The following is a 21,518-nucleotide window of genomic DNA, read 5'->3' on the forward strand; positions in this document are numbered from 1 at the left end:
CGTACGGCGGGAGCTACGGCTCCCGCCGTACGTCGTTAACTCCGTCCGGGCTTCATCGCGCCGCGGTCTCCCGATGGCTCGGCGGTGACAGCGACACGGTCTCGGCAAGAAACTGCTCCCATGTTCCGTTCCCACGGCGAGCGCCGGATGCCGCGAGGTTGCGGCCATCGCGATAAGCGCGACCCACCGCTCCCGGCAGCCGCACCGTCATCATCCGGGGGTGCTTGCCTCGGATCGCCCGAAGCGTGGCGATGATCTGCCTGATCTCGAGCACCTCCGGTCCCGCGATGTCCGCCACCCGTCCCCTCGGGCCCGCCAGGGCGAGTCCGGCGACGACGTCGGCGACTTCCTCGGCCGCGACCGGCTCCAATCGGAGCTCGCCCGGCGCCGGAACGATGGGCAACCGTGCCATCACCCCCACGGTGTGCAGCACAAAATCGTGGAACTGTGCAGCCCGCACGATGCTGAACGGCACACCGGAATCCGCGACCGCTCTCTCCGCCGCGGCCTTCGCCCGGAAATACCCGATCGGCATGGCGTCGGCGCCAACCACCGAAATCAGAACCAGGTGCGAGACTCCCGCCGCCCGCGCTGCCCGGGCGACATGACCGGCCGCGACGTCATCGCCCGTCGCTCCCCCGGCGAGGTGCACAACGACGTCCGCGCCATCCATCGCTTCCGTCATCCCGCGCCCGTGCACCGTGTCTCCCACGTAGTGGTGCACGCCGGGTTCGTCCACACCGCCGTGTCTGCTGAGCACCCGCACCGCAGCATCATGACCGACGAGCCGCCGCACCACGCGGCGTCCGAGGTCGCCGGTGCCACCGGTCACCAGAATCGGGCCACCCATCCATGTCCCCGGTATGTCATTCATGTCATTCCTTCCGTCACGATCGAGACCTCCGTCCCGTCAGTGATATGACGGATGAACCGGAGGAATGTGACATGACCGATCCCGACACGCTCGCCCACCGCTTCGACGCGCAGCGACCCCGCCTCGTTGCCATTGCCCGCCGACTGGTGGGATCGTTCGCCGAAGCCGAGGACGTCGTTCAGGACGCGTGGATGCGCCTGCAGCGCGTGCACCCGGACGAGGTGGACAACCTCGATGCGTGGCTCACCACGGTGGTGTCCCGGCTCAGCCTCGATGTGGTTCGCTCGCCGCGCTACGTGCGGGAACGACGATGGGATGTGACCGTCTGGGATCGACAGGATGACCCGTCGAGGGGTGATCCGCTGACGGACGTAGCCCAGGCCGATCGGGTGGGCACGGCTCTGCTGGTCGTACTGGAACTGCTGACCCCGGCGGAGCGTCTCGCGTTGGTGCTCCACGATGTGTTCGGAATGTCGTTCGATGAAGTGGCGACACTGATCGACCGGACGCCGGAGAACGCCCGGCAGCTCGCCTCGCGGGCGAGGAGGCGAGTCCGGCAATCTGCACCAACCGAGCTCCGTGACCGGGGTCGGGAGCGATCGGTCGTCACCGCGTGGCTCGAGGCCGTGCAGACGGGCGACTTTTCCGCGATTCTTGAGCTGCTCGACGACGGGGCGGTGCTGACCGCCGACTACGGAGTTCGCCGGCAGGTACTGGTGGGCTCCCGCGAGATCGCGGACAACGCCGTGCTGGCGGGTCGGCTTGCCGCGCACTCCACCCTGGCGCGCATCGACGGCCGGCCAGGCATCGTCGCAACCGTGCACGGGAAGATCGTCTCGCTCATGGTGTTTGCGATCGCGGGAGGCCGCATTACCGGTCTGAATGTGCTCGCCGACCCGGACCGCATTGCGACGCTGGCCATCCCTCCCCTGCTCCGCGACTGACAACGAGGTCTCCGGAAGGAGCCAACCGCGGTATTCGTGGGAAACTGGTGACATGTCCACAGTGAGTGTGCCGACGGCGCGCTCCCTGGTCAGAACGCGGCGATTCCGGCGAATGGCCCGTACCGGGTACACAGTCAACGGCCTCATCCACTTCATCATCGGTGGATTCGCGATCAGGCTTGCGTTCGGTGACACCTCCTCGCAGGAGGCGGATCCCTCCGGCGCAATCGCCCGGCTCGCCTCCGGTCCGGTCGGACTCATCTTCGTGTGGGCAGCGCTCGGAGCTCTTCTCTCGCTCGGGATCTGGCAGCTCACCAGGGGCGGTCTTTCGGATAACCCCAGCCGTCTGAAGCGGTGGGGTCGACGGATCGCCGAATCGGGGAAGGGCCTGGCATCGCTGACTCTCGCCGGCACGGTGTTGATCTTCGCCCTCGGCGGCGCAACAAGCTCGTCGGAGACCACGCGTGACGTCAACACCGCGTTGCTGACGACGTCGACGGGCGTCCTGATCCTCGTCGGTGTCGGGCTCACGGTGTTCGGCAGCGGTATCGGCTTTATCGCCATCGGCATTCGCCGTGGCTTCCGGAAGCTCATCCGAATCCCTACGGGCCGACGAGGGCGTATCGTCCTTGTGCTCGGTGCATCGGGATACATCGCCAAGGGGATTTCGCTCGGCATCGTCGGCGGCACGTTTGTGGCCGCTGCGGTCACCGGAGACGCGCAACAGGCATCCGGCCTCGATGGCGCGCTCAGGTTGCTTGCGGTGCCGCCGCTCGGCACAATCGCGCTGGTGCTGGTGGGAATCGGCCTGATCAACTACGGGATCTTCCTGGTGACCCGCGCAAAACTCGCCCGCCTCTAGCAGGCGCACGATCCCGCCGGAGCGCCGCACACCCCGGACGTGCCGATTGCTACCCGGCGACCAGCACGATCTTGTCGTGCGTTTCCCCCGCCTCGAGCCTGCGGTGTGCCGCGGCGGTGCCGCCCACGCGAACTCGTCCCTCGGCCGGCACCTGCACCGTGATCAGCGACGGGTGCCCCGTTTCCGCCCCCTGCGCCACCTCGATGGTCGCCGGCACCGACAGGTGACCACCCGCGCGCAGGTAGTAGCCCAAGCTCGCCGCCGCGGATCCGGTGGCCGGATCCTCGCGGATACCCCCGCGCGGGAACGGATTACGGGACACAAACCGGTGACCGGATTCGCGGTGAACCACGGGCACCGTGCCATCCCATCCCTCCCGATTTTGTAACCGCAATACCGCGTCGGCGTCATGATCGAGCAGCCCGAGCACGCCCGCGCGCACGAAGACGATCGGATGCGGGTTGCCGCCCCGCACAAACGCCGCGGGCAGATCGGCGTCGAGCTGAGAGCGCGTCAGTCCGAGAGCGTCGAGCAGCTCATCGAGCACGTCGTCGGCGAGCGGATGCACCGTGCTGTCGACAGCCGTCAGCGTTGCCGCATCGCGGCTGACCTCAACGGGCACCTCGCCGGCGCGGGTCTCCAGCCGCACGACGGGAGCCGCTCCGCGGCGGGCGAGAGCCACGCCGGATGCGATGGTCGCGTGCCCGCAGAAGGCGATCTCATCCAGCGGCGTGAAGTAGCGCACCCGGGCGGAGTCCGGCGTGATCGCGCTAAGGAAGGCCGTCTCGCTGAACCCCAGCTCCGCCGCGATGTGGAGCATCTCGTTCCGCGACAAGGCGTCCGCGTCGATGACGCCTCCCGCGGGGTTGCCCGAGGCGGGGTCCGATTCCGTCGTGGTGAACGCGCGGTAGGTCAGTATCTCCATGCCGGAAGAATACAAACCCGTCGCACCCCGCGTCGCGGGCCAATCGGGCACTCGTGGCTCGCCGCACTGCGGTTGTCTATTTCTGGCCCTGGGGAATATGCAGGCCCTCCCAACGGCTGTTTCTTGTGTGCGCCCCATCCGGGTGCGAGGGAATGGATCGCCGAAATGGAGGACAGACGACATGCCGAAAGAGCGGGGCATCACCATCGTCGCCACCAACCGGAAGGCGCGCCACGATTACACGATCGAGGACACCTACGAGGCGGGCATGGTTCTCTCCGGCACGGAGGTCAAGTCGCTCCGTGACCGACGCGCGTCACTGACGGACGGGTACGCCTACATCGATGCCGGTGAGGCATGGCTGGATGCCGTCTACATCCCGGAGTACATCGGCGGCACTTGGACGAATCACTCTCCGCGCCGCAAACGCAAGCTGCTGCTGCACAAGCAGCAGATTCTTAAGATTCAGAAGAAGGTCAAAGAGGGCGGGTACACCATCATTCCGCTGTCGATCTACTTCAGTGATGGTCGCGCCAAGGTCGAGATCGCCGTCGCCAAGGGAAAGCGCGACTATGACAAGCGCAAGGCCGAGTGGGACGCGGAAGACCGACGCGCAGCGGATCGCGCGATGGGCGCTCACCGCGGCTGAACGCCTGCGCTGACGTCTAGCTGCCGGCCGCCGACGGCTCTATGCGAAAGCGTCGGCGCTCCCGACGGTGCCGATGGCGACCCAGGCGGATGCCACGGTCGAGAAGGGTCCCGCGGGCAGGCGCTCCGCGCACGCGCGTTTCACCGCGGCCACCCCGTCCGGCGTCAGGGAGTTGAGGTAGTCACCCACGGGGCCGACGCCGAGGGTGAACGGCTCCCACCACTGCTCGAACGAGGCGAACTGCACCTCGACCGTCACAACGGGCGCGCGCACGTCGAGGAGCCCCGCCTCCGCGAACAGCCGGGCGAGGTCGCCCTCGGTGGTGCCGGGGCGGGTTGCCTCGTTGTGCGCGTCCGGGTCGAGGCTGCGCTGGGCTTCCCGGAAGGGAGCGAGCGGGCCCGCGCCGCCGGCAAAGTCCCACACGGTGGCGGCGACGGTGCCGCCGGGTCGGGTGACGCGGGCCATCTCCCGGATGCCCCGCACCGGGTCATCCATAAAATGCACCACCAACTGGGCGAGCGTGACGTCGAACTCGCCGGATTCGAAGGGCAGCGACTCGGCCGAGGCCTGCCTGCAGTCAACGAGTGGGTAGCGAGACCGCACGGCCCCGACGAACGGCGCGGAAGGATCGACGGCGGCGACGGATGACTCGCCCAGCGCCTCGACCAGCACGGACGTCAGCGCTCCCGGGCCGCATCCAACATCGAGGGCCCGCTGGCCACTTCGCAACCCGAGGAGCGCGGCAAACTCCCCGGCGAGCGGCTCGGAAAACCTACCCATGAAGCGCGAGTACGCGTCGGCGGCGACGTCAAACGACATGCATCCACGCTACTCGCGGCCGGGGAACCGCTGCCAGCGGCCTGGTGTTTTACCTCCGCAGCAGGCGTCTCTCCGGGATGCGAGGGAAGGCTTACGCAGGGCGGTTGATCCGATCGCCCTCGCTCGTGAGGTCGGCGTCGGGGCCGATCTGCATCGCCTCGATACCGGGAGTGTGGGTGAGCTCGTCTACTAATTTTTGGCTGCCCGCAATCAGCGTCGAGTCGAAGTCGATCTCCGTTGCGAGGACCCAGGAATGGTCGTCGGGCCAGATGATGCTGGGCGACTGCACGTCCCACTCGTGGACGACCCAGGGGGCACGGGCGGGCCATTGTGGATCGGCGAAATCGGTTGCGCCCGCTTCGAACAGCACATAGCTTCGGCCAGTACCTTCGAGAATCTCGAAGCGAGGCCCCGCGGATATCTCGCGGCTGAGCACACCCGTGCCGGGCTTTGGCTGGCGGAACGGATGACCCGGAAAGAACTCAGACCCCGACCGACGGCCGACGAGACGTCTGGCCGCCGCCACAATACGTTGACGAAGCGACCCTTGCTGGATAACCCCGGCATCGTCGCCGAACCACTCGGGCATATCGTCGTCCGACTCGAGGAGGACGTAGCTCACGGCCGATCCCGACGAACTGGTCAGTCCACCCCAGCCTTCCCAGACCGCAGCGACGCCGGCACCCGGAGTCGAGGTGTGACGAGCGAGGACAGCGGATGCCGCGGCGAGCGACGCAGCGTCGATCGAACCCTGAGACGCGTCGTTGTAGCGCCACCCATCGGGAGCTATTGCGCTGTCGGAGCTCCTATCCTTCGCAATCAGGAGCGCATGCTGTGCCTCGGCATGCATGGTGGTACCGAACGCTGCTGCGACCATCGCCCAGGTGGCCTGTTCGGTCTCTATCGCCGCGTCGAGGTCGTGCACCTCGGAAAACAGCGTGGACGTATCCACCCCGAGCCATGTTCCTGTGGCGCGCGGCCGGTCGCGCTCTGTCGGATGGAATACCCGTGCGTACGCTTCGAATCCACGCGGAACGACGGAAAGAATACTGTTCCACGGCTCGGCCTTCATCGGCAGAAGCCACTCGCCGCGCGCGACATCGGATACCCAGCCAAAATCTTCGGTCATGCGGCCATTGTCCTCGGCACCACCACTCGGTGTCGTAGTCCTGCGGACGGACCTGTGTGGCAGCGGTCAGTGCTCCGAGCGGGGAGGGCGCAGTCGGGTCTCTTCCAGGTCGAGCATTGCCTGCGCCTGGGACAGGATCCGGGAGGGGTAGGAACCTCGGCTGCGGGCAACAAGGAGGCTCTGCCGCTCGGCCTCGACGACGGCCAGACGCAGCTCACGGTACTGATGGTGCGGCGTCTCGCCGGGTTCGGCGCCCAGGGCGTTGGCCCGCTCCCACGCCGATTCGGCGCGAAGGAATGACGACTGACGGACGCGCTCGACAACGTCGGGATCGACCTCGGTGCCCTCCTGCCCGATGGCCGCGCTCGGGTCATCCAACACGACAAGTCCATCGAAGCTGATCTCGTCGAGCAGAATCGCGAGCTTCTCGCGGTCCTGCGCCTCGTCGACTCCACGGATCCCGAGCAGCCGGATGACGAAGGGGAGCGTGCCACCCTGCACAACGAGCGTCACCACCGCGACGGTGAACGCGATGAGGATGAGCTGCTCGCGGTACGCGATGTTCTCCGGGAGGGATTGGGCGGCGGCGAGCGTGACGACCCCGCGCATACCTGACCAGCCGAGAACCGCGCCTCCCCGCCAATCGATGCTCTCCCCACGCAGCTGTGCGAGGTCGAATCGTCGTCGGTCGTAGATCTTCTCGGTGCGAATGCGGCGCCGCGTGGCCCTGCGGTTCGGGCTCGGATGGGTGCGGAAGTACCCGAGCAAGAGCCACATGGTGAAGGTGCGTTTCTCTGCCCGTTCGGCCCGGCGGTGCAGGGCGAAGACCAGCGGACCCATCCATACGAACCGCAGGATGATGAGCGCGACCGTGGCGATCAGGCCGATGATCACGGCGTTACCAGCGCTGAGGGTGCCCGGCTTCACGTCCTCGATGAGGGTGCGAATTTCGAGACCGATGAGGAGGAAGACGCCGTTCTCGAGCAGGAACTGCACGGTGCGCCAGTTAATTCGGTCACTGATGCGTGATTGCGCGGCGAACAACGCGGGGCTGGCGTGACCCGTGTACAGGCCAGCGACCACCACCGCGAGAACACCCGACGCGTGGATTCCTTCGGCCGGCATGAACGCGACGAACGGCACCGCGAGCGAGATGGCGGTGTCCAGCACGGGGTCGTGAAGTTTTGACCGGATGTACACGGTGACGAAGCCCGCTGCCAGACCAATCACGATGGCCAATGTGACCGCGTAAAAGAAGTCGAGGACGCCTGCCCAGGGGCTGATGATCCCGCCTGCTGCCACGGCGAGTGCCGACCGCAGGAGAACGAGAGCGGTCGCGTCATTGACCAGGCCCTCGCCCTCGAGGACCGTGAGGATGCGCGGCGGCAATCCGAGTCGTCGGCCAATGGATGTCGCGGCTACAGCATCCGGCGGGCTGATGATCGCTCCGAGCGCCACGGCTGCGGCGAAGTTGAGATCCGGCAAGAGCGCGTAGAGCAGGAAGCCCGCGCCGAAGGCGGTCGCGATCACCAGCACGACCGACAGGCTCGTGATCGTGCTCAGGTTCCGGCGAAAGTCGACGATCGGCACGCTGATAGCGGCGGCATAGAGGATCGGGGGCAGCAGACCATCGAGCACAACTTCGCTCGGCAGGCTGATGGAGGGGATTCCCGGCAAGAAGGAGAATCCCACTCCCGCGGCGACCAGAAGGATGGGAGCCGCGACACCGAGCTTCTTGGAGAACGCCGTGGCGGCGACCAGCACGGCGATGCCGATGACGCCGTAGATACCGAGTTCCATTGGTTAAAGGTATCGGACGTATGTTTCTGAATGACTTCGAGAGCGCGCGGTGCCTTCGACCCCGGCACACTCAGAAGGCCTGCCCCCCAGGGCGTGTCGGTGGAGCCTCCTGTCAGACACCAATCACTACACAGCGTGTGAGCGCGCGCACCAACCGGGGCTGATCAGCCACGCGTTGCACTCCGATCGGAGGGCGACGCTATTGGAGCATCCTTCACTGTTCCGCCACTCTCGGCAGCCCAGCTAGCGACGAGGTTCAGCGCCTCCTGCGACCTGGAACCCGGTGCCGCTGAATACACGAACATCTTCTGGTCATCCGCTCCGGGAACATCGAAAGCCTCATAGGTGATCGTGATGCGTCCGGCGAGCGGGTGCTCCAGCAGTTTCGATCCGAAAGTGCATTCGTACACTCTGTGCTCATTCCATTTCCGCCGAAATTCATCGCTTTTCACGGTTAGCTCACCGATGAGCTCATTGAGGAAGCGGTCGCCAGGATTAGCCGAGGTATCGACTCTCAAAATGGCGGCAGCGTCCGATGCGACGCTCTCCCAGCCGACGAAACGCTGTCGGGCTTCGTCTGCCAGAAAGGTCCACCTGGCCAGGTTCCGCTGCTCGAAGGGAACGGTTTCGAAATCGAATAGCACCTCGCGTGCCAACCGGTTCATGGCGAGAAGCTGCATCCCCCGCCCAATGACGAATGCAGGCGAGTCAGTGAATGAGGCCAGAAGATGATGAATGCTGGGTCGCACACGCTGTACGGGTAGCGGCGGAGGCGGCGGCGCCTCAGTCTGTGCGTTGACTAAGGCGAAGAAGTAATCGCGCTCAGTTTCGTTGAGGCGCAGGGCACGGGCGACCGCGCGAAGAACTGCTGGCGAAACGTGTTTGGTGCGCCCCTGCTCGAGGCGGGCGTAGTAATCCACGCTGACTCCAGAGAGCTGCGCGACTTCTTCCCTGCGCAGTCCCTGCACCCGCCGCACACTCTCTGGCTGGGTGGACGGCGAAACGATCGCCAGGCCGACATCATCGGGCGTCAGCCGGGCCCGGCTCGCCCGAAGAAACTGCTTCAGTCCGTCTTGGCTCTCCATCTGTCCAGTATGGGTCTCCGATCATCGCTGTCGCGGTCGCGAGTCGCAATGTCGGTCCTAGGCAGCACCGTGCCTGTCCGAACACCCCATCGGACCATGCACTCCCGTTGGCTGTAAGCACGTCTTCGAAAGGACAACGCCATGACATCCACTCCCACCCTCACCGGCCGTGTCGCAGTTATCGTCGGGGCCTCCTCCGGCATTGGTGAGGCAACGGCCCGCCGCCTTGCCGCCGCTGGGGCATCCGTCGCTCTCATCGCTCGTCGCGCCGACAGGCTCGAGGCCATTGCGGCGGATATCCGACGCGCGGGTGGCACCGCCTTGGTCATCGCGGCGGACGTTACCGACTCGTCTGCGGTCCGGGAGGCCGCTGCGGCCGTCAAAAACAAGCTCGGGTCGGCGGGCATCCTGTTCAACAACGCCGGCATCATGCTTCCAGCACCCATCGGTGAGCACCGCGACGATCAATGGAAAACCCAGATAGACCTCAACGTGAGCGCGCTTGTGACAACTGTTGGGGCGTTCGTGGATCAGCTGGTAGAAACCGCCGCAACTGGCGCACCCGCCGACCTCATCAGCACGGGATCCGTCGCCGGCGAAGCCCTGTTCACGAACTTCGCCGTCTACTCGGGTACGAAAGCGTTCGTGAAACACTTCACCACTACGCTGCGTGCAGAACTCGGCCCGAAGGGCGTACGCGTCGGATCCATCGCACCGGGCCTCGTGCAAACCGAACTCGCTAACCATGTCACCGACAAAAACGTCACCGACTGGCTCGCAGAGGCGCAAGAGACGATGACCGCCCTCACCGCCGCGGACATCGCCGAAGTCGTCACGTTTGCAGTCAGCCTCCCCAGCCACGTGAACCTGCAACACATCACGATTATGCCGACCCGACAGGTCGTCTAGACGCGACGTTCGAGAAGATCGAGGTTCTCGGCAGCCCGTCACACGCTCGTTACCAGTGATGGACGGCGACCTCCGTGGTTCCGAACCACTAGTCGGCCATACCCTTCTCCATGCAAGCGGTGCAGATTCGTACATGATGACGGTCAGGCCTTTGGCCCCATCGCTGCAGCGGTCGGCCAAGTTGTAGAGGATCTGCCGAGGTGCAGAAAGCACTTCCGTCGCGAGGTCAACCATGACAATTTCCGACGCGTGACCGCGTCGGAAAGCAGAACGGTCAATTCGCGGGAGGCCTTCGGACCATCGCGACGGTGAGAATGGCGATCAGCATTCCAATTGAAGCCCACGCCCGCGCCAAGTACATCCACACAACTGCCTCGGCATCGCCCGCTAGCGCTGTTACACCTGCTACAACCAGAAAGCCGATCATCACAAGTAGCCACGTTGCGATGATGGTCTTCAACATCATTGAGACTTTTGGCGATTTGCGTTGTCCACGCTCATTCATGAAGCATGTCCGTCCCAAGCAACTAGTGATGCTACACAATGTAGACGTGAATCCGTTGTGACGTATGTCGCACTGGGCAATGAGCGCGCCCGGGATACGAATGTGGGCGAAATGCGGGTACAGCCGTCTTCTCAGAGTCAGGCAACCCACGCAGCCATCACTGAATGCTAGTGATCGCGGGGAATCTTGTGGAGCCGCCTGTCAGAATCGAACTGACGACCTTCTCATTACGAGTGAGATGCTCTACCAACTGAGCTAAGGCGGCGAGTGTCACGGCAAGCCGGGGCACAGTCTGAAAGCATAGCCGAAGATTAGGGCCGCGCCGAAACGAGGAGCGACTCCAGCTCCGCGAAGGAATCGCGCATCTGTTCGGGCAGTCCCTCGCTGCTCTCACCGTCGGCCCAGAGGGACCAGGCGTGCCGCAGCGCAGCGATGGCAACCAGCGTGATCAGGCGGGCGCGAGAGGCAAGCGCCTCCGCATCTTGCGCCAGCGCAGGGTCATCCTGAGCCAAACGCTGTTCGACGATCGAGGCGAGCGCGTTCTCGAACTGACGCATGTTGGCCATGCGCTGGGCGAACAAGTGCGGGTACTGCTTGTGGAGTTCGCGACGTTGGCGGGTCTCCACCCGGTCCTCGAGCGCGGTCTCCACACCCTCGACCATGAGCTCGCGGATGCCATCCATGAGGTCGGCCCCGGGACCGGCGGTGATGAAGCGCTCGACGGACGCGTCGTTCGGCAGGTCGGGCGCATCGCCGATGACGGCGGCGTCCTTGGACCCGAAGTAGTTGAAGAACGTGCGGGGCGAGACATCCGCTTCCCTGCTGATGTCTTCGATGGTCAGCTGCTCGAGGCCGCGCTCGGAGGCGAGGCGGAGGACGGCGCGCTGGATGGCACGGCGGGTCGCAATTCGCTTGCGTTCACGGAGGCCGAGGGCGGGTGCGTCAGACATGCTTCAATCATTGCACAGGATGCAAACTTGCATTCCTGCGCTCGCACACGCAGGAATATTCTCGGTCGATTGCGAGGGTTCTCCCGCCGCGGGCGACAGAATGGACGAACCGACTACCCCCGATGAATGGATACCAGATGAAGTTGGCACGCCTCGGGGAATCCGGCAGCGAGATCCCCGTACTGGTCGACGGCGACCGCTATCTCGACTTGCGAGGGGTGATCAAGGACTTCTCCGACATGGCTGGGCTGGAGCGGGTGCGGGCGGCCGTGGCATCCGGTTCCCTGCCGGTGCTGGACGGCGCTGGCGCACTGCGCGTCGGTGCTCCTGTGCTGCGGCCGAGCGCGATCATCTGCATCGGCATGAACTACGCCGCGCACGCAGCCGAGTCGGGCTCCGCGCCGCCCACCGCGCCGATCCTGTTTCTCAAGACGCCAAACACCGTCGGCGGGCCGAACGACGATGTCGCCATTCCGCGCAAGAGCCACAAGACCGACTGGGAGGTCGAGCTCGCGGTGCTCATCGGCCGCAAGGCGCTCTACCTCGACTCGCCCGCCGACTCGGCGGCGCACGTCGCGGGGTACCTGCTCGCCAACGATGTCTCGGAGCGCGAGTTCCAGATCGAGATCTCGGGCGGCCAGTGGAGCAAGGGAAAGTCGGCGCCCGGCTTCAGCCCCCTCGGGCCCTGGCTCGTCACGCCCGACGAGGTCGACCCGGGCAACCTGCGTCTGCGCAGCTGGGTGAACGGCGAGCCGCGTCAGGACTCCACGACCGCCGACCTGATTTTCGATGTCGACTTCATCATCTGGAACCTCAGCCAGTTCATGGCGCTCGAGCCCGGCGATGTCATCATGACGGGGACTCCGGCCGGCGTCGCGCTGTCGGGCAAGTTCCCGTACCTGCGCGCGGGCGATGTGGTCGAGCTGGAGATCGAGGGGCTCGGTCGGCAGCGTCAGGTCTACACCCAGGCGTGATGGATGCCTCGGACTAGGTAGCGCACTTCGGATCGGCGTCGGGCACGGTTCCCTTCGTGAAGTAGTTGTCGACCGTGGTGTTCACGCAGCGGGAATCGCCGTTGTACCCGGTGTGCCCTTCGCCATTGTTGGTGACGAGGTGTGCGCTCTGCAGCTGGTGGGACAACGCGACGCCCCACTGGTACGGCGTGGCCGGGTCGCCCGTGGTCGACACGATGAGGATCGGAGCCGCACCCGCACCGGTGACGACCTTCGCCGCGCCACCGCGGTGCTGGAACGGCCAGTTCGCACAGGTCACGTCACCAAGGTCGGAGGTCTGCGCCGTGGTCGGCGATGCTTTCAGCAGCTCGGCGTTCTCGCGCGCGATCTCTGCCGGGTCGGTGACTGCGGGGTAATCGAGACAGGAGATGGCGACGAACGCCTCGGTCGAGTTGTCCGCGTAGGTGCCGTCGGTGTCGCGTCCGTAGTAGAAGTCGGACAGGTAGAAGGCTGTCGTCGTCGTTCCCGCCTCCACCTCGGAGAACAGGTCGCTGAGGTACGGCCAGGATGACTCGTCGTAGAGCGCCATCGACATGGCCGTGTCCAGCACGCCCGCGGTGAGCTTGCGTCCATCGGGCGCCGTGAGCGGCTTCGCGTCGAGGGTCTCGTAGAGGCCGTGAATCGTGGCGAGGTCGGCCGTCATGTTTCCGGTGAACGGGCAGTCGTCGGTCTTCGGGCACGCGGTCAGATAGTTGCGCAGGGCCAGTTCGAACCCGGCGGTCTGCGCAAGGGTGACGTCGAAGGAGGTCACGGTGGAATCGGTCGATCCATCGAGCACCATCTTGCCGACCTTGGTGGCGAATCGGTCGGCGTAGTACATGCCGATGTCACTGCCGTAGGAGTATCCGAGGTAGTTGAGCGCGGTGTCCCCCACGATCGCGCGCAGCATGTCGAGGTCGCGCACGGTGCTCTGGGTATCCACGAAATTGAGCAGCTGCCCCGTGTTCTTGAGGCACGCGGCGCCGAAGTCCTTGGAGGCCTGGATGGTCTCCGCGTCGTACTCCGGGGTGTCGACGGGGGCCGCCGGAATGTCATAGAGGAAGTCGTCGAGCTGCGCGTCGTCGTAACACTTCACGGCGCTGGAACGGCCGACACCGCGGGGATCCCAGCCGATCACGTCGTAACTCTTCGCCAGCGCCGGCTGCACAGCGCTGTCGACGTCGTCGTGAACAAAGTCGTAGCCCGAACCGCCCGGCCCGCCGGGATTGACGAACAGCGACCCCAGTTTCTTTCCGGTGGCAACGTGACGGGTGAGCGCCAGCGAAATGTCGGTGTCCGTCGACGGGTTGTCCCAGTCCATCGGAGCGATCGCTGTGGTGCACTGCGCTCCGTCGTCGCAGTCCTTCCAGATGAGTGTCTGGTCGTAGTAGCGCTGCACCGCGGCGGTCGGGGCGTCCTCCGCAACGGGCGTCGACGTCGCGGGTCCGGGAGACGGCAACGAACACGCGGACAGGGGTGCGATGAGCGCCACCACCGCGACCGCGACGGCCCAGCGGACCACCCCGCTCCTGCGGGAGCCCTGCCTCAGCACTGGGGGTCGGTCGCGGGAACGGTCCCGGCCAGCAGGTAGTCGTCGACGGTGGTGTTGATGCAGGCGTTGGACTTGTTGTACGCGGTGTGACCCTCACCGGTGAAGGTGACGAGGTGGCCGTTCTCGAGCTGGTTGGCGAGACTCTTCGCCCAGACGTATGGCGCGGCCGGGTCATCCGTCGTCCCGACAACCAGGATGTCCGCCGAGCCCTTCGCGGCGATCGGGTCGACATTGCCCGTCGGAGGGAACGGCCACTTGGCGCAGCTGGTGCCGCCCCAGGCCATGAGGTGACCGAAGACGGGCGCCTCGGCGTCGAGCTGGGCGGCTTCCGCGCGCATGGTCGCGACGTTGTCGTCGAGCGGGTAGTCCAGGCAGTTGACGGCGCTGAAGGCCTCCGCCGAGTTGGTGCTGTAGGTGCCATCGGACGAGCGGCTGTAGTACGCGTCGGCGACCTGGAAAGCGGATGACGCGTCGCCGGCCATCACGGTGGTGAAGACCTGTACCAGGGCGGGCCAGTTGTCCGGGCTGTACAGCGGGTAGACGATGGCCGTGAACATGGTGTTCGCCCCGAGCTGGCGGCCGTCGCTGTTCTTGAGCGGACTGGCGTCGAGGCTGTCGAGCAGCGCACGGATCTCGGTCATCGATTCGTCGACGGTTCCGCTAAAGGGACATCCGCTCAGGGTCGGGCACTTCGCCAGAAAGGCGCGCAACGAGCTTTCGAAGCCCTTGGCCTGCTCCAGGCTGATATCGAATGCCGTGGCGGTGGGGTCGACGGCGCCGTCGAGCACCAGCCGGCCGGTCTTCGTCGGGAAGAGGTCGGCGTAGGTCGCGCCGATGAGGGTTCCGTAGGAGTAGCCGAGGTAGTTGAGCTTGGCGTCTCCGAGCGCGGCGCGAAGCACGTCGAGGTCACGGGCGACGCTGACGGTGTCGACGTGGGCGAGGAGGTCCCCGGTGTGGTCGAGACAGGCTGCCCCGAACTTGCCGGCGGTCGCGGTGACCTCGGCCAGCCAGGCGTCGGACCCGCGAACTCCCTTGGGGATGTCGAAGTTGATGGCGTCAAACTCGGCCGGGTCGTCGTAGCAGTCGACGGCGGTGGAGCGGCCGACACCGCGGGGGTCGAAGCCCACGATGTCGTACTGCTTCTGCAGGGCGTCGCTGGTCGCGTAGTCGACGCTGTCGTGCACGAAGTCATACCCGGAACCGCCGGGGCCGCCGGGGTTCACCAGCAGGGATCCGATCGCCTTGCCGCTGGTTGCCTGCTGGCGAACGAGCGCGAGCTTGATGGTGTCACCGGTCGGGTCTGCCCAGTCCAGGGGCGTGGTTAGCGTCGAGCACTGCATGCCGTCGCCGCAGGACTTCCAGCGCAGAAGCTGGCCATAGAACGGCTCGAGGTCGGCGGCGACCTTCTCTTCTGACGGGGTCGAGGTCGCGTTGGTCGTCGGCGGCAAGAACCAGGCGGAGCATCCACTGAGCGGGACGAGCACAGCGAGAAGCAGGGCCGTCATGCCGAGGCGGCGGCGTGAAATCACAGAGATACGTCTTTTCTTGTTGCCGAGATGAGCATCGCCTCCAGGGCGAGCGCCGGGCTCACGTTGCCGTCGATACGGGTTCTCGCGGTGGAGATCGCGTCGAGGGTGGCGAGGGTCTCCGCCGGGGAGGACCGCTCGCTCGCGAGCACCAGCTCGGAGCGGATGCTGAGGTTGATCGGCTCGATGGTCGCGCCCAGCTGCATCAGCAGCACGTCACGGTAGAGCGACAGCAGGTCGACCATGATGCGGTCGAGCCCATCGCGAAGGCTACGGGTCGCGCGGCGCTTCTGGTCTTCTTCGAGGTTCTTGAGTTGGATGCGCAGGGCGGGCGGGATCGTGCCGCCGGGTTCCACACCGAGGGACCGCATCGCGCTCGCCCGCTCCTCGGCGTCACGCTCTTCGGTGATGGCCTTGGCGTCGTCGCCGGCGAGTTGCAGCATGGTGGCAGCAGCACGGACGGCATCGGAGACCGAGCGGAGCCCAAGCGCGATGCGCAGGGTCTGCTCACGACGGTTGCGTGCTTCGTCATTGGTGGCGAGGCGGTGGGCCATGCCGATGTGGCTCTGCGCCTCACGGGCGGCGCGGGTTGCGATTTCGATATCCACGTTGTCACGGCGGGCGATCAGCTGGGCGACCTCGTCCACACCGGGCACGCGCAGCCGCACGCTGCGCACGCGGGAACGGATGGTGGGAAGCAGGTCGGCCTCGCTGGGAGCGCACAAGATCCAGACAGTGCGGGGCGGCGGCTCTTCGAGCGCCTTGAGCAACACGTTGGAGCTGCGCTCCGCCATGCGGTCGGCGTCTTCGATCACCATGACGCGGTAGCGACCCACCGACGGGGAGAACTGCGACGTCTTCACGAGCGCCCGCACCTCGTCGATGCTGATGATGACGCGTTCGGTGCTGAGCACGCCGAGGTCGGGGTGCGTTCGCGCTTCGACCTGACGTTGCGTCGCCGCGTCATCCGCCCCATTACTCAGCAGCGCGGCCGCGAAGGCATAGGCGATATTGGAGCGCCCCGAGCCGGGCGGGCCCGTGACCAGCCACGAGTGGGTCATCGACGAGTCGAGATCTCCGGAGGCGGCAGCAGCGCTGAAGATCGCGATCGCGTCCGCTTGACCGGTCAGTTCGTCCCACACACCCATGCGGTCAGCCTAAGTTACGCAGCTGACAACGCAGGGCGACGTTATAGAAGTGTGGCAACCCGCGCACGGATTGCACTGGCGATGGACTCGATGCTGTCGGCGGCCGGGAGCACCAAAAAGCGCTCCGGTTCGGCGTCGGCAAGCTCGAGGTACGACGCCCGGACGCGGGCGTGGAAGTCCTGCTTTTCGGCTTCCAAACGGTCGTATTGCGTGCGGGACTGGTCGAGCCTGCTGCGTCCGACGGTCTCGTCGAGGTCGAGCAGGATCGTCAGATCCGGCAGCAGGTCCTCGGCGGCCCAGAGCGAGAGGTTGCGCACCTCGGTCGGGTCGAGCACACGCCCGGCTCCCTGATAGGCGACGGATGAATCGAGGTAGCGGTCCTGAAGAACGACGTCACCGCGTTCCAGCGCCGGCCGGATCTTTGTCGCGATGTTGTGCGCCCTGTCGGCGGCGTACAACAGCGCCTCCGCCCGCGGGGCGATGTAACCCCGTCGGTGAAGGATGATCTCGCGCAGCTCGACACCCAGCTCGGTCCCGCCGGGCTCGCGGGAGAGCACAATGGTGCGCCCCTGCTCTTCGAGCCAGCTGGCCAGGAGCGCCGACTGGGTCGACTTTCCCGAACCATCCCCGCCCTCGAGCGTGATGAACAGTCCGCTCATCACGCTTCGTTCGCGGGGGCGGCGACCTTCGCTGCTGCCGGCTTGCGCGCGGCGGGAGCCTTGGCTGTCATGGCCTTCGCGGCCGTGGCAGACACCGTCTTCGACAACGCCGACTTGGCCGCGGTGGACTTGGCCGCCGTGGTCTTCGTGGTGGTCGCCTTGGCGGTGGTCGACTTCGCAGCCGCTGCCTTGGTCGTCGTGGTCTTCGCCGCGGGGGTCTTCGCTGGGGCACGCTTGGCCGGTGCACGCTTCGCGGGGGCCTTGCCTCGTGGCTTCGCCGGTCCCTTGGCGCGCTTGTCGGCGAGCATCTCGACGGCACGATCGAAGTCGATGTCCTCGATCTGCTCACCACGGGGAATCGTCACGTTGGTGACGCCGTCGGTGACGTACGCGCCGAAGCGTCCGTCCTTGATCCGGATGGGCTTGCCGCTCACCGGGTCCGCGTCGAATTCCTTGAGTGCGCTGCTGGCCTTGCGGGCGCCGTACTTGGGCTGCGCGTACAGGTCAATCGCGCCCTGCAGCTCGATGTCGAAGATCTGGTCTTCGGTCTCGAGCGAGCGCGTGTCCGCGCCCTTCTTCAAGTAGGGACCGAACTTGCCGTTCTGCGCGAGGATTTCCTCGCCCGTCTCCGGGTCATGTCCGACGACGCGCGGGAGCGACAGCAGCTTGAGCGCGGTGTCGAGGTCAACCGTTGCCAGGTCCATCGACTTGAAGATGGAGGCGGTGCGCGGCTTGACGGCCACGCCCTTCTTCGCGGCCGGCTTGCGCTTGGGCTTGATCGGAGTTTCTCCGGCGGCAACGGCGGCGGCCGCGACGATGGCAGCTTCCGCCGCAGCGGCGGCCTCTGCTGCTTCCTTCGCGACTGCTTCGGGGTCGACCTCGGGCTCGGGCTCGAGCTCCGTGATGTACGGACCGAATCGGCCGTCCTTCGCCACGATCTGCTTGCCGTTCTCGGGGTTCAGTCCGATCACGCGGTCGCCGACAACGGGAGCGTCGATGAGTTCGCGGGCCTTGGCCGGGGTCAGCTCGTCGGGCGCCAGGTCCTGCGGGATGTTGATCCGCCGCGGGGTCTCGGGATCGTCACCCGGAGCCTCGAGATAGGGGCCGTACTTACCGATACGCAGGGTGATGTCATCCGCAATCTTGATCGAGTTGATGTCTTTCGCATCAATCTCTCCGAGGTTGTCGATGACGGTACGCAGTCCCCGGTGGGTCTCGTTACCGAAGTAGAACCCGGTCAACCACTCGACGCGGTCGGCCTCTCCCCCGGCGATGCGGTCGAGGTCGGCCTCCATGTCGGCGGTGAACTGGTACTCGATGAGGTCGGAGAAGTACTGCTCAAGCAGACGCACGACCGAGAACGCTATCCAGTTCGGAATCAGCGACGATCCGCGCGGCGTGACATATCCGCGGTCGACGATCGTGGAGATCGTGGCCGTGTACGTCGACGGGCGACCTATACCCAGCTCTTCCAGCGTCTTGATCAGACTCGCCTCGGTGTAGCGCGGGGGCGGGCTCGTCTCGTGTCCCTTGGCGTCCACGTCGACGAGAGTCAGAACCTGACCCTCCTTCAGCGGGGGAAGCTTGGCCTCGCTCGGCTCGGCGACCTGGTTGCGGTCCTCGTCCTGGCTCTCCTCATAGGCGGCCATGAAGCCGCGGAAGGTGATGACGGTTCCGGTCGACACGAATTCAGCGGCGGTGATGGATGCCACCGCCGGCGTCTCCGCCAGAAGGCCGGTAGCACGATCCGCCGTGATGACAACAGACGCGGTCAAGCCCTTGGCGTCGGACATCTGCGAGGCGACGGTGCGCTTCCAGATGAGGTCGTAGAGCTTCCACTCGTTGCCGCGCAGCGTCGACTGCAGTTCGGAGGGCGTGCGGAACGTCTCACCCGACGGGCGGATAGCCTCGTGGGCTTCCTGCGCGCTCTTGTTCTTGCCGGTGTAGTAGCGCGGCTTCTCGGGAATCGTGTCCGCGCCGTACAGCAGGGTTGCCTGCTTGCGGGCCGCGGTGATCGCCTGGTCCGACAGGTTCGGCGAGTCGGTACGCATGTAGGTAATGAAACCGTTTTCGTACAGCGACTGCGCGACGCTCATGGTCTGGCGCGAGGAGAAGCGCAGCTTGCGAGCGGCCTCCTGCTGCATGGTGGACGTCGTGAAGGGCGCGGCCGGGCGGCGCGTGTAGGGCTTCGACTCCACCGAGGAGACCGTCATGCGAACGCTGTCTTCGGCGAGCGCTGTCGCGAGGACGGTAGCGGATGCCTCATCCAGCGCCACGACCCTGTCGCGAAGCTTTCCGGTGTCGTCAAAGTCGCGGCCGGTGGCGACGCGGGTGCCGTTGATGCGCACGAGGCGTGACTCGAAATCGGTGGGGTTGTCACCCGGGGTCAGGTGGGCCGTGAGGTCCCAGTACCCGGCGGCGATAAAGGCGAGGCGTTCGCGCTCACGGTCGACAACGAGGCGGGTGGCGGCGGACTGCACGCGGCCGGCGGACAGGCCGGGGCCCACCTTGCGCCAGAGCACGGGAGAAATCTCATAGCCGTAGAGACGGTCGAGGATGCGGCGGGTTTCCTGCGCGTCAACGAGAGCCGTGTCGAGCTCGCGCGTGTTTTCCTTCGCGAGGTTGATGGCGTCCTTGGTGATCTCGTGGAAGACCATCCGCTTGACAGGAACCTTGGGCTTGAGCACCTGGAGCAGGTGCCACGCGATGGCCTCACCCTCGCGGTCCTCATCAGTTGCGAGGTAGACCTCGTCGGCATCCTTCAGAGCTCGCTTGAGGTCGGCGACGGTGCGCTTCTTCTCTTCGGACACGACGTAGTACGGCTCGAAGCCGTTCTCCACGTCGACGGAGAACTTGCCGAGGGATCCCTTTTTCAGTTCCGGCGGCAGGTTCTTGGGCTCAACGAGGTCACGAATGTGACCTACCGAGGCGAGAACCTCGTAGCCATCACCCAGGTACTGGCCGATCGTCTTCGCCTTGGCAGGCGACTCGACGATTACCAGCTTGTTCGTGCCGGGCACGGTGCTCCTCTTGTTTACGACAGTGAATGGCGGTGCAAAGTGCCACCGTCAGCGACACCATACACAGGTCAACCCGCGTTGCACCTAATTCGATACCAGGTCCGGTGGTCCGGCTGCCGCGGCGGCCCGCAGACGAATTCCGAGGAAATCACGCTCCGCAACAACCGTGAGGACCAGTCCATCCGCCTCACACCGGTCGATTCGGGCATGGTTTGCACCAGCTATTTCCTCAGCAATCGCACAGGGAACGCCCGGCAATCGACCCGACGCGACGTCGGCGGCGCCCAAGGCGGATGCATCGGCCGCGGCGATCACCGACTGCCGAATACTCATACCTATATATAGGGGAAGAATTGTGGCCGTTAGGGCTGCGATCGCACCGACCACGGCAACCGCCAGAACTGCCGCAGCCCCCGTTTCGCGATCACGGGCTCCGCACGATCGCAGCGTCCGTTCTCCGATGTCTGCGCCCACGGGTCATCCACCCCCGTCCAGCGCACAGGCGGTCGCACGCACCGTGAGCAGCGAGACTAGCCCGGCACCCGCCGACGAGCGGGCCCGAGCGGTCACGCAGAGCAGGTCGCCGCGGTGCCGCACGGTGAAGCTGGCTCCCGCGACCGCCTCAGCCAACCTCCCGGAGGCGTGGCCGGAGCCATCGCCGCGCGCCAACGACCGCGCCGCGTCCGCGGTGGCATCCTGCAGCCGCAACTGTTCACCTGCAACCTGCATGCATCCCAGCGCCGCGGCCAGAACCAGGATCACCGCGGGAATGACGGCAGCGAACTCGGCCGTGACGCTACCGCGTTCGCTGCCGCCGGTCGCCCGCAAGTTACGGCGAGTAGGTGAGCGCATTGCGCACCAGCTCGGTGAGGATGCCGCGGATCTCGTTCGAGCGCATGATCACCACCAGCAGCCCCGCGAACCCGACGGCCGCCATCGTGGCGATTGCGTACTCCGCCGTCGCCGCTCCTTCCTCGTCTCGTAACTGCCGGAAACGATCTCTCAGTCGTCTCATGGATGCCTCGTTTTCTTTCTGCGTCGAAACGCGTCTCGGCGGCACGAGTACAACAAGCCTCGCCGCGCCCGGCCCTGCCGTGCGCGGAATGTGGCGATCTGTGGATGGCCGGTCTTCGACGGCGACTGTGGAGGGCTGGACGCACGGGCGAAACG

20 protein-coding genes and 1 tRNA gene are annotated in these 21,518 nt (G+C 65.8%); 5 read left to right on the top strand and 16 right to left on the bottom strand.

Annotated features, from left to right (window positions below; translation table 11 throughout):
- Window positions 1-52: 52 nt before the first annotated feature.
- On the bottom strand, window positions 53-874 hold the full coding sequence (locus HB677_RS04510; protein ID WP_255546173.1) for an SDR family oxidoreductase: 822 nt from the start codon (window positions 872-874) through the stop codon (window positions 53-55).
- Between the two features lie 71 nt (window positions 875-945).
- Here HB677_RS04510 and HB677_RS04515 point away from each other — a divergent pair, with 71 nt between their 5' ends.
- Both HB677_RS04515 and HB677_RS04520 read left to right on the top strand, forming a co-directional pair.
- Window positions 946-1,818, top strand: coding sequence for a sigma-70 family RNA polymerase sigma factor (locus HB677_RS04515; protein ID WP_213814470.1), 873 nt, complete (start codon window positions 946-948; stop codon window positions 1,816-1,818).
- A gap of 52 nt (window positions 1,819-1,870) precedes the next feature.
- On the top strand, window positions 1,871-2,680 hold the full coding sequence (locus tag HB677_RS04520) for a DUF1206 domain-containing protein (protein ID WP_213814471.1): 810 nt from the start codon (window positions 1,871-1,873) through the stop codon (window positions 2,678-2,680).
- 49 nt (window positions 2,681-2,729) lie between these two features.
- Here the strand turns inward: HB677_RS04520 and HB677_RS04525 are convergent, their stop codons facing one another.
- Window positions 2,730-3,605, bottom strand: coding sequence for a PhzF family phenazine biosynthesis protein (locus HB677_RS04525; RefSeq protein ID WP_213814472.1), 876 nt, complete (start codon window positions 3,603-3,605; stop codon window positions 2,730-2,732).
- 181 nt (window positions 3,606-3,786) lie between these two features.
- Between HB677_RS04525 and smpB the strand changes: the two genes are divergently transcribed.
- On the top strand, window positions 3,787-4,254 hold the full coding sequence (gene smpB / locus HB677_RS04530) for an SsrA-binding protein SmpB (RefSeq protein WP_213814473.1): 468 nt from the start codon (window positions 3,787-3,789) through the stop codon (window positions 4,252-4,254).
- A gap of 39 nt (window positions 4,255-4,293) precedes the next feature.
- On the opposite strand, the gene HB677_RS04535 is transcribed toward smpB, so the two are convergent.
- From HB677_RS04535 to HB677_RS04550, 4 genes are all read right to left on the bottom strand, one after another.
- Entirely contained in the window at window positions 4,294-5,073 is a 780-nt protein-coding gene (locus HB677_RS04535) for a class I SAM-dependent methyltransferase (RefSeq protein ID WP_213814474.1), read from the bottom strand.
- A gap of 91 nt (window positions 5,074-5,164) precedes the next feature.
- A complete protein-coding gene (locus tag HB677_RS04540) occupies window positions 5,165-6,202 on the bottom strand; it encodes a hypothetical protein (protein WP_213814475.1) in 1,038 nt (345 codons plus the stop codon).
- Window positions 6,203-6,268: 66 nt separating this feature from the next.
- A complete protein-coding gene (locus tag HB677_RS04545) occupies window positions 6,269-8,002 on the bottom strand; it encodes a sodium:proton antiporter (protein ID WP_213814476.1) in 1,734 nt (577 codons plus the stop codon).
- A 164-nt stretch (window positions 8,003-8,166) separates the two neighbouring features.
- Entirely contained in the window at window positions 8,167-9,087 is a 921-nt protein-coding gene (locus HB677_RS04550; RefSeq protein WP_213814477.1) for a helix-turn-helix transcriptional regulator, read from the bottom strand.
- Window positions 9,088-9,228: 141 nt separating this feature from the next.
- Between HB677_RS04550 and HB677_RS04555 the strand changes: the two genes are divergently transcribed.
- Window positions 9,229-9,996: an SDR family oxidoreductase gene (locus HB677_RS04555; protein WP_213814478.1), complete on the top strand. Its 768-nt coding sequence runs from the start codon at window positions 9,229-9,231 to the stop codon at window positions 9,994-9,996.
- A 694-nt stretch (window positions 9,997-10,690) separates the two neighbouring features.
- Here HB677_RS04555 and HB677_RS04560 read toward each other — a convergent pair.
- Window positions 10,691-10,766 (bottom strand) — tRNA-Thr (locus tag HB677_RS04560).
- Window positions 10,767-10,812: 46 nt separating this feature from the next.
- On the bottom strand, window positions 10,813-11,451 hold the full coding sequence (locus tag HB677_RS04565) for a TetR/AcrR family transcriptional regulator (protein WP_255546174.1): 639 nt from the start codon (window positions 11,449-11,451) through the stop codon (window positions 10,813-10,815).
- Between the two features lie 137 nt (window positions 11,452-11,588).
- On the opposite strand from HB677_RS04565, the gene HB677_RS04570 reads away from it, so the two are divergent.
- The gene (locus HB677_RS04570; RefSeq protein WP_213814479.1) at window positions 11,589-12,425 is read left to right on the top strand and encodes a fumarylacetoacetate hydrolase family protein; all 837 of its coding nucleotides are present in this window, start codon (window positions 11,589-11,591) and stop codon (window positions 12,423-12,425) included.
- 13 nt (window positions 12,426-12,438) lie between these two features.
- Here HB677_RS04570 and HB677_RS04575 read toward each other — a convergent pair whose 3' ends face one another.
- From HB677_RS04575 to HB677_RS04610, 8 genes are all read right to left on the bottom strand, one after another.
- Entirely contained in the window at window positions 12,439-13,965 is a 1,527-nt protein-coding gene (locus HB677_RS04575) for an alpha/beta hydrolase (protein ID WP_307852476.1), read from the bottom strand.
- A gap of 23 nt (window positions 13,966-13,988) precedes the next feature.
- On the bottom strand, window positions 13,989-15,524 hold the full coding sequence (locus HB677_RS04580) for an alpha/beta hydrolase (protein ID WP_307852477.1): 1,536 nt from the start codon (window positions 15,522-15,524) through the stop codon (window positions 13,989-13,991).
- Window positions 15,521-16,669 (bottom strand): DNA polymerase III subunit delta', encoded by a 1,149-nt coding sequence (locus HB677_RS04585; protein WP_213814480.1) that lies wholly within the window; start codon window positions 16,667-16,669, stop codon window positions 15,521-15,523. Before HB677_RS04585 ends, HB677_RS04580 begins: the two co-directional genes overlap by 4 nt.
- A gap of 41 nt (window positions 16,670-16,710) precedes the next feature.
- Window positions 16,711-17,328: a dTMP kinase gene (tmk, locus tag HB677_RS04590; RefSeq protein ID WP_213814481.1), complete on the bottom strand. Its 618-nt coding sequence runs from the start codon at window positions 17,326-17,328 to the stop codon at window positions 16,711-16,713.
- Window positions 17,328-20,348: a type I DNA topoisomerase gene (gene topA / locus HB677_RS04595; RefSeq protein WP_213814482.1), complete on the bottom strand. Its 3,021-nt coding sequence runs from the start codon at window positions 20,346-20,348 to the stop codon at window positions 17,328-17,330. Before topA ends, tmk begins: the two co-directional genes overlap by 1 nt.
- Before the next feature lie 84 nt (window positions 20,349-20,432).
- Window positions 20,433-20,822, bottom strand: coding sequence for an Rv3654c family TadE-like protein (locus HB677_RS18935; RefSeq protein WP_374193773.1), 390 nt, complete (start codon window positions 20,820-20,822; stop codon window positions 20,433-20,435).
- A 3-nt stretch (window positions 20,823-20,825) separates the two neighbouring features.
- Window positions 20,826-21,200, bottom strand: coding sequence for a TadE family type IV pilus minor pilin (locus HB677_RS04605; protein WP_213814484.1), 375 nt, complete (start codon window positions 21,198-21,200; stop codon window positions 20,826-20,828).
- A complete protein-coding gene (locus tag HB677_RS04610; protein WP_213814485.1) occupies window positions 21,178-21,363 on the bottom strand; it encodes a DUF4244 domain-containing protein in 186 nt (61 codons plus the stop codon). The genes HB677_RS04605 and HB677_RS04610 overlap by 23 nt, the downstream gene beginning before the upstream one ends.
- Window positions 21,364-21,518: the final 155 nt, after the last annotated feature.

It is taken from the genome of Glaciihabitans sp. dw_435 (genome assembly GCF_018449675.1).
Lineage (GTDB): Bacteria > Actinomycetota > Actinomycetes > Actinomycetales > Microbacteriaceae > Glaciihabitans.

What these genes read in the sequence shown, in the direction of transcription:
- HB677_RS04570 (WP_213814479.1), top strand. Translation starts at nt 11,589, where the DNA reads ATGAAGTTGGCACGCCTCGGGGAATCCGGCAGCGAGATCCCCGTACTG.
- HB677_RS04520 (WP_213814471.1), top strand. Translation starts at nt 1,871, where the DNA reads ATGTCCACAGTGAGTGTGCCGACGGCGCGCTCCCTGGTCAGAACGCGG.
- HB677_RS04545 (WP_213814476.1), bottom strand. Translation starts at nt 8,002, where the DNA reads ATGGAACTCGGTATCTACGGCGTCATCGGCATCGCCGTGCTGGTCGCC.
- HB677_RS04510 (WP_255546173.1), bottom strand. Translation starts at nt 874, where the DNA reads ATGAATGACATACCGGGGACATGGATGGGTGGCCCGATTCTGGTGACC.
- HB677_RS04610 (WP_213814485.1), bottom strand. Translation starts at nt 21,363, where the DNA reads ATGAGACGACTGAGAGATCGTTTCCGGCAGTTACGAGACGAGGAAGGA.
- HB677_RS04535 (WP_213814474.1), bottom strand. Translation starts at nt 5,073, where the DNA reads ATGTCGTTTGACGTCGCCGCCGACGCGTACTCGCGCTTCATGGGTAGG.
- HB677_RS04565 (WP_255546174.1), bottom strand. Translation starts at nt 11,451, where the DNA reads ATGTCTGACGCACCCGCCCTCGGCCTCCGTGAACGCAAGCGAATTGCG.
- HB677_RS04555 (WP_213814478.1), top strand. Translation starts at nt 9,229, where the DNA reads ATGACATCCACTCCCACCCTCACCGGCCGTGTCGCAGTTATCGTCGGG.
- HB677_RS04525 (WP_213814472.1), bottom strand. Translation starts at nt 3,605, where the DNA reads ATGGAGATACTGACCTACCGCGCGTTCACCACGACGGAATCGGACCCC.
- smpB (WP_213814473.1), top strand. Translation starts at nt 3,787, where the DNA reads ATGCCGAAAGAGCGGGGCATCACCATCGTCGCCACCAACCGGAAGGCG.
- HB677_RS04515 (WP_213814470.1), top strand. Translation starts at nt 946, where the DNA reads ATGACCGATCCCGACACGCTCGCCCACCGCTTCGACGCGCAGCGACCC.
- tmk (WP_213814481.1), bottom strand. Translation starts at nt 17,328, where the DNA reads ATGAGCGGACTGTTCATCACGCTCGAGGGCGGGGATGGTTCGGGAAAG.
- HB677_RS04585 (WP_213814480.1), bottom strand. Translation starts at nt 16,669, where the DNA reads ATGGGTGTGTGGGACGAACTGACCGGTCAAGCGGACGCGATCGCGATC.
- HB677_RS04550 (WP_213814477.1), bottom strand. Translation starts at nt 9,087, where the DNA reads ATGGAGAGCCAAGACGGACTGAAGCAGTTTCTTCGGGCGAGCCGGGCC.
- HB677_RS04605 (WP_213814484.1), bottom strand. Translation starts at nt 21,200, where the DNA reads ATGCGCTCACCTACTCGCCGTAACTTGCGGGCGACCGGCGGCAGCGAA.
- HB677_RS04540 (WP_213814475.1), bottom strand. Translation starts at nt 6,202, where the DNA reads ATGACCGAAGATTTTGGCTGGGTATCCGATGTCGCGCGCGGCGAGTGG.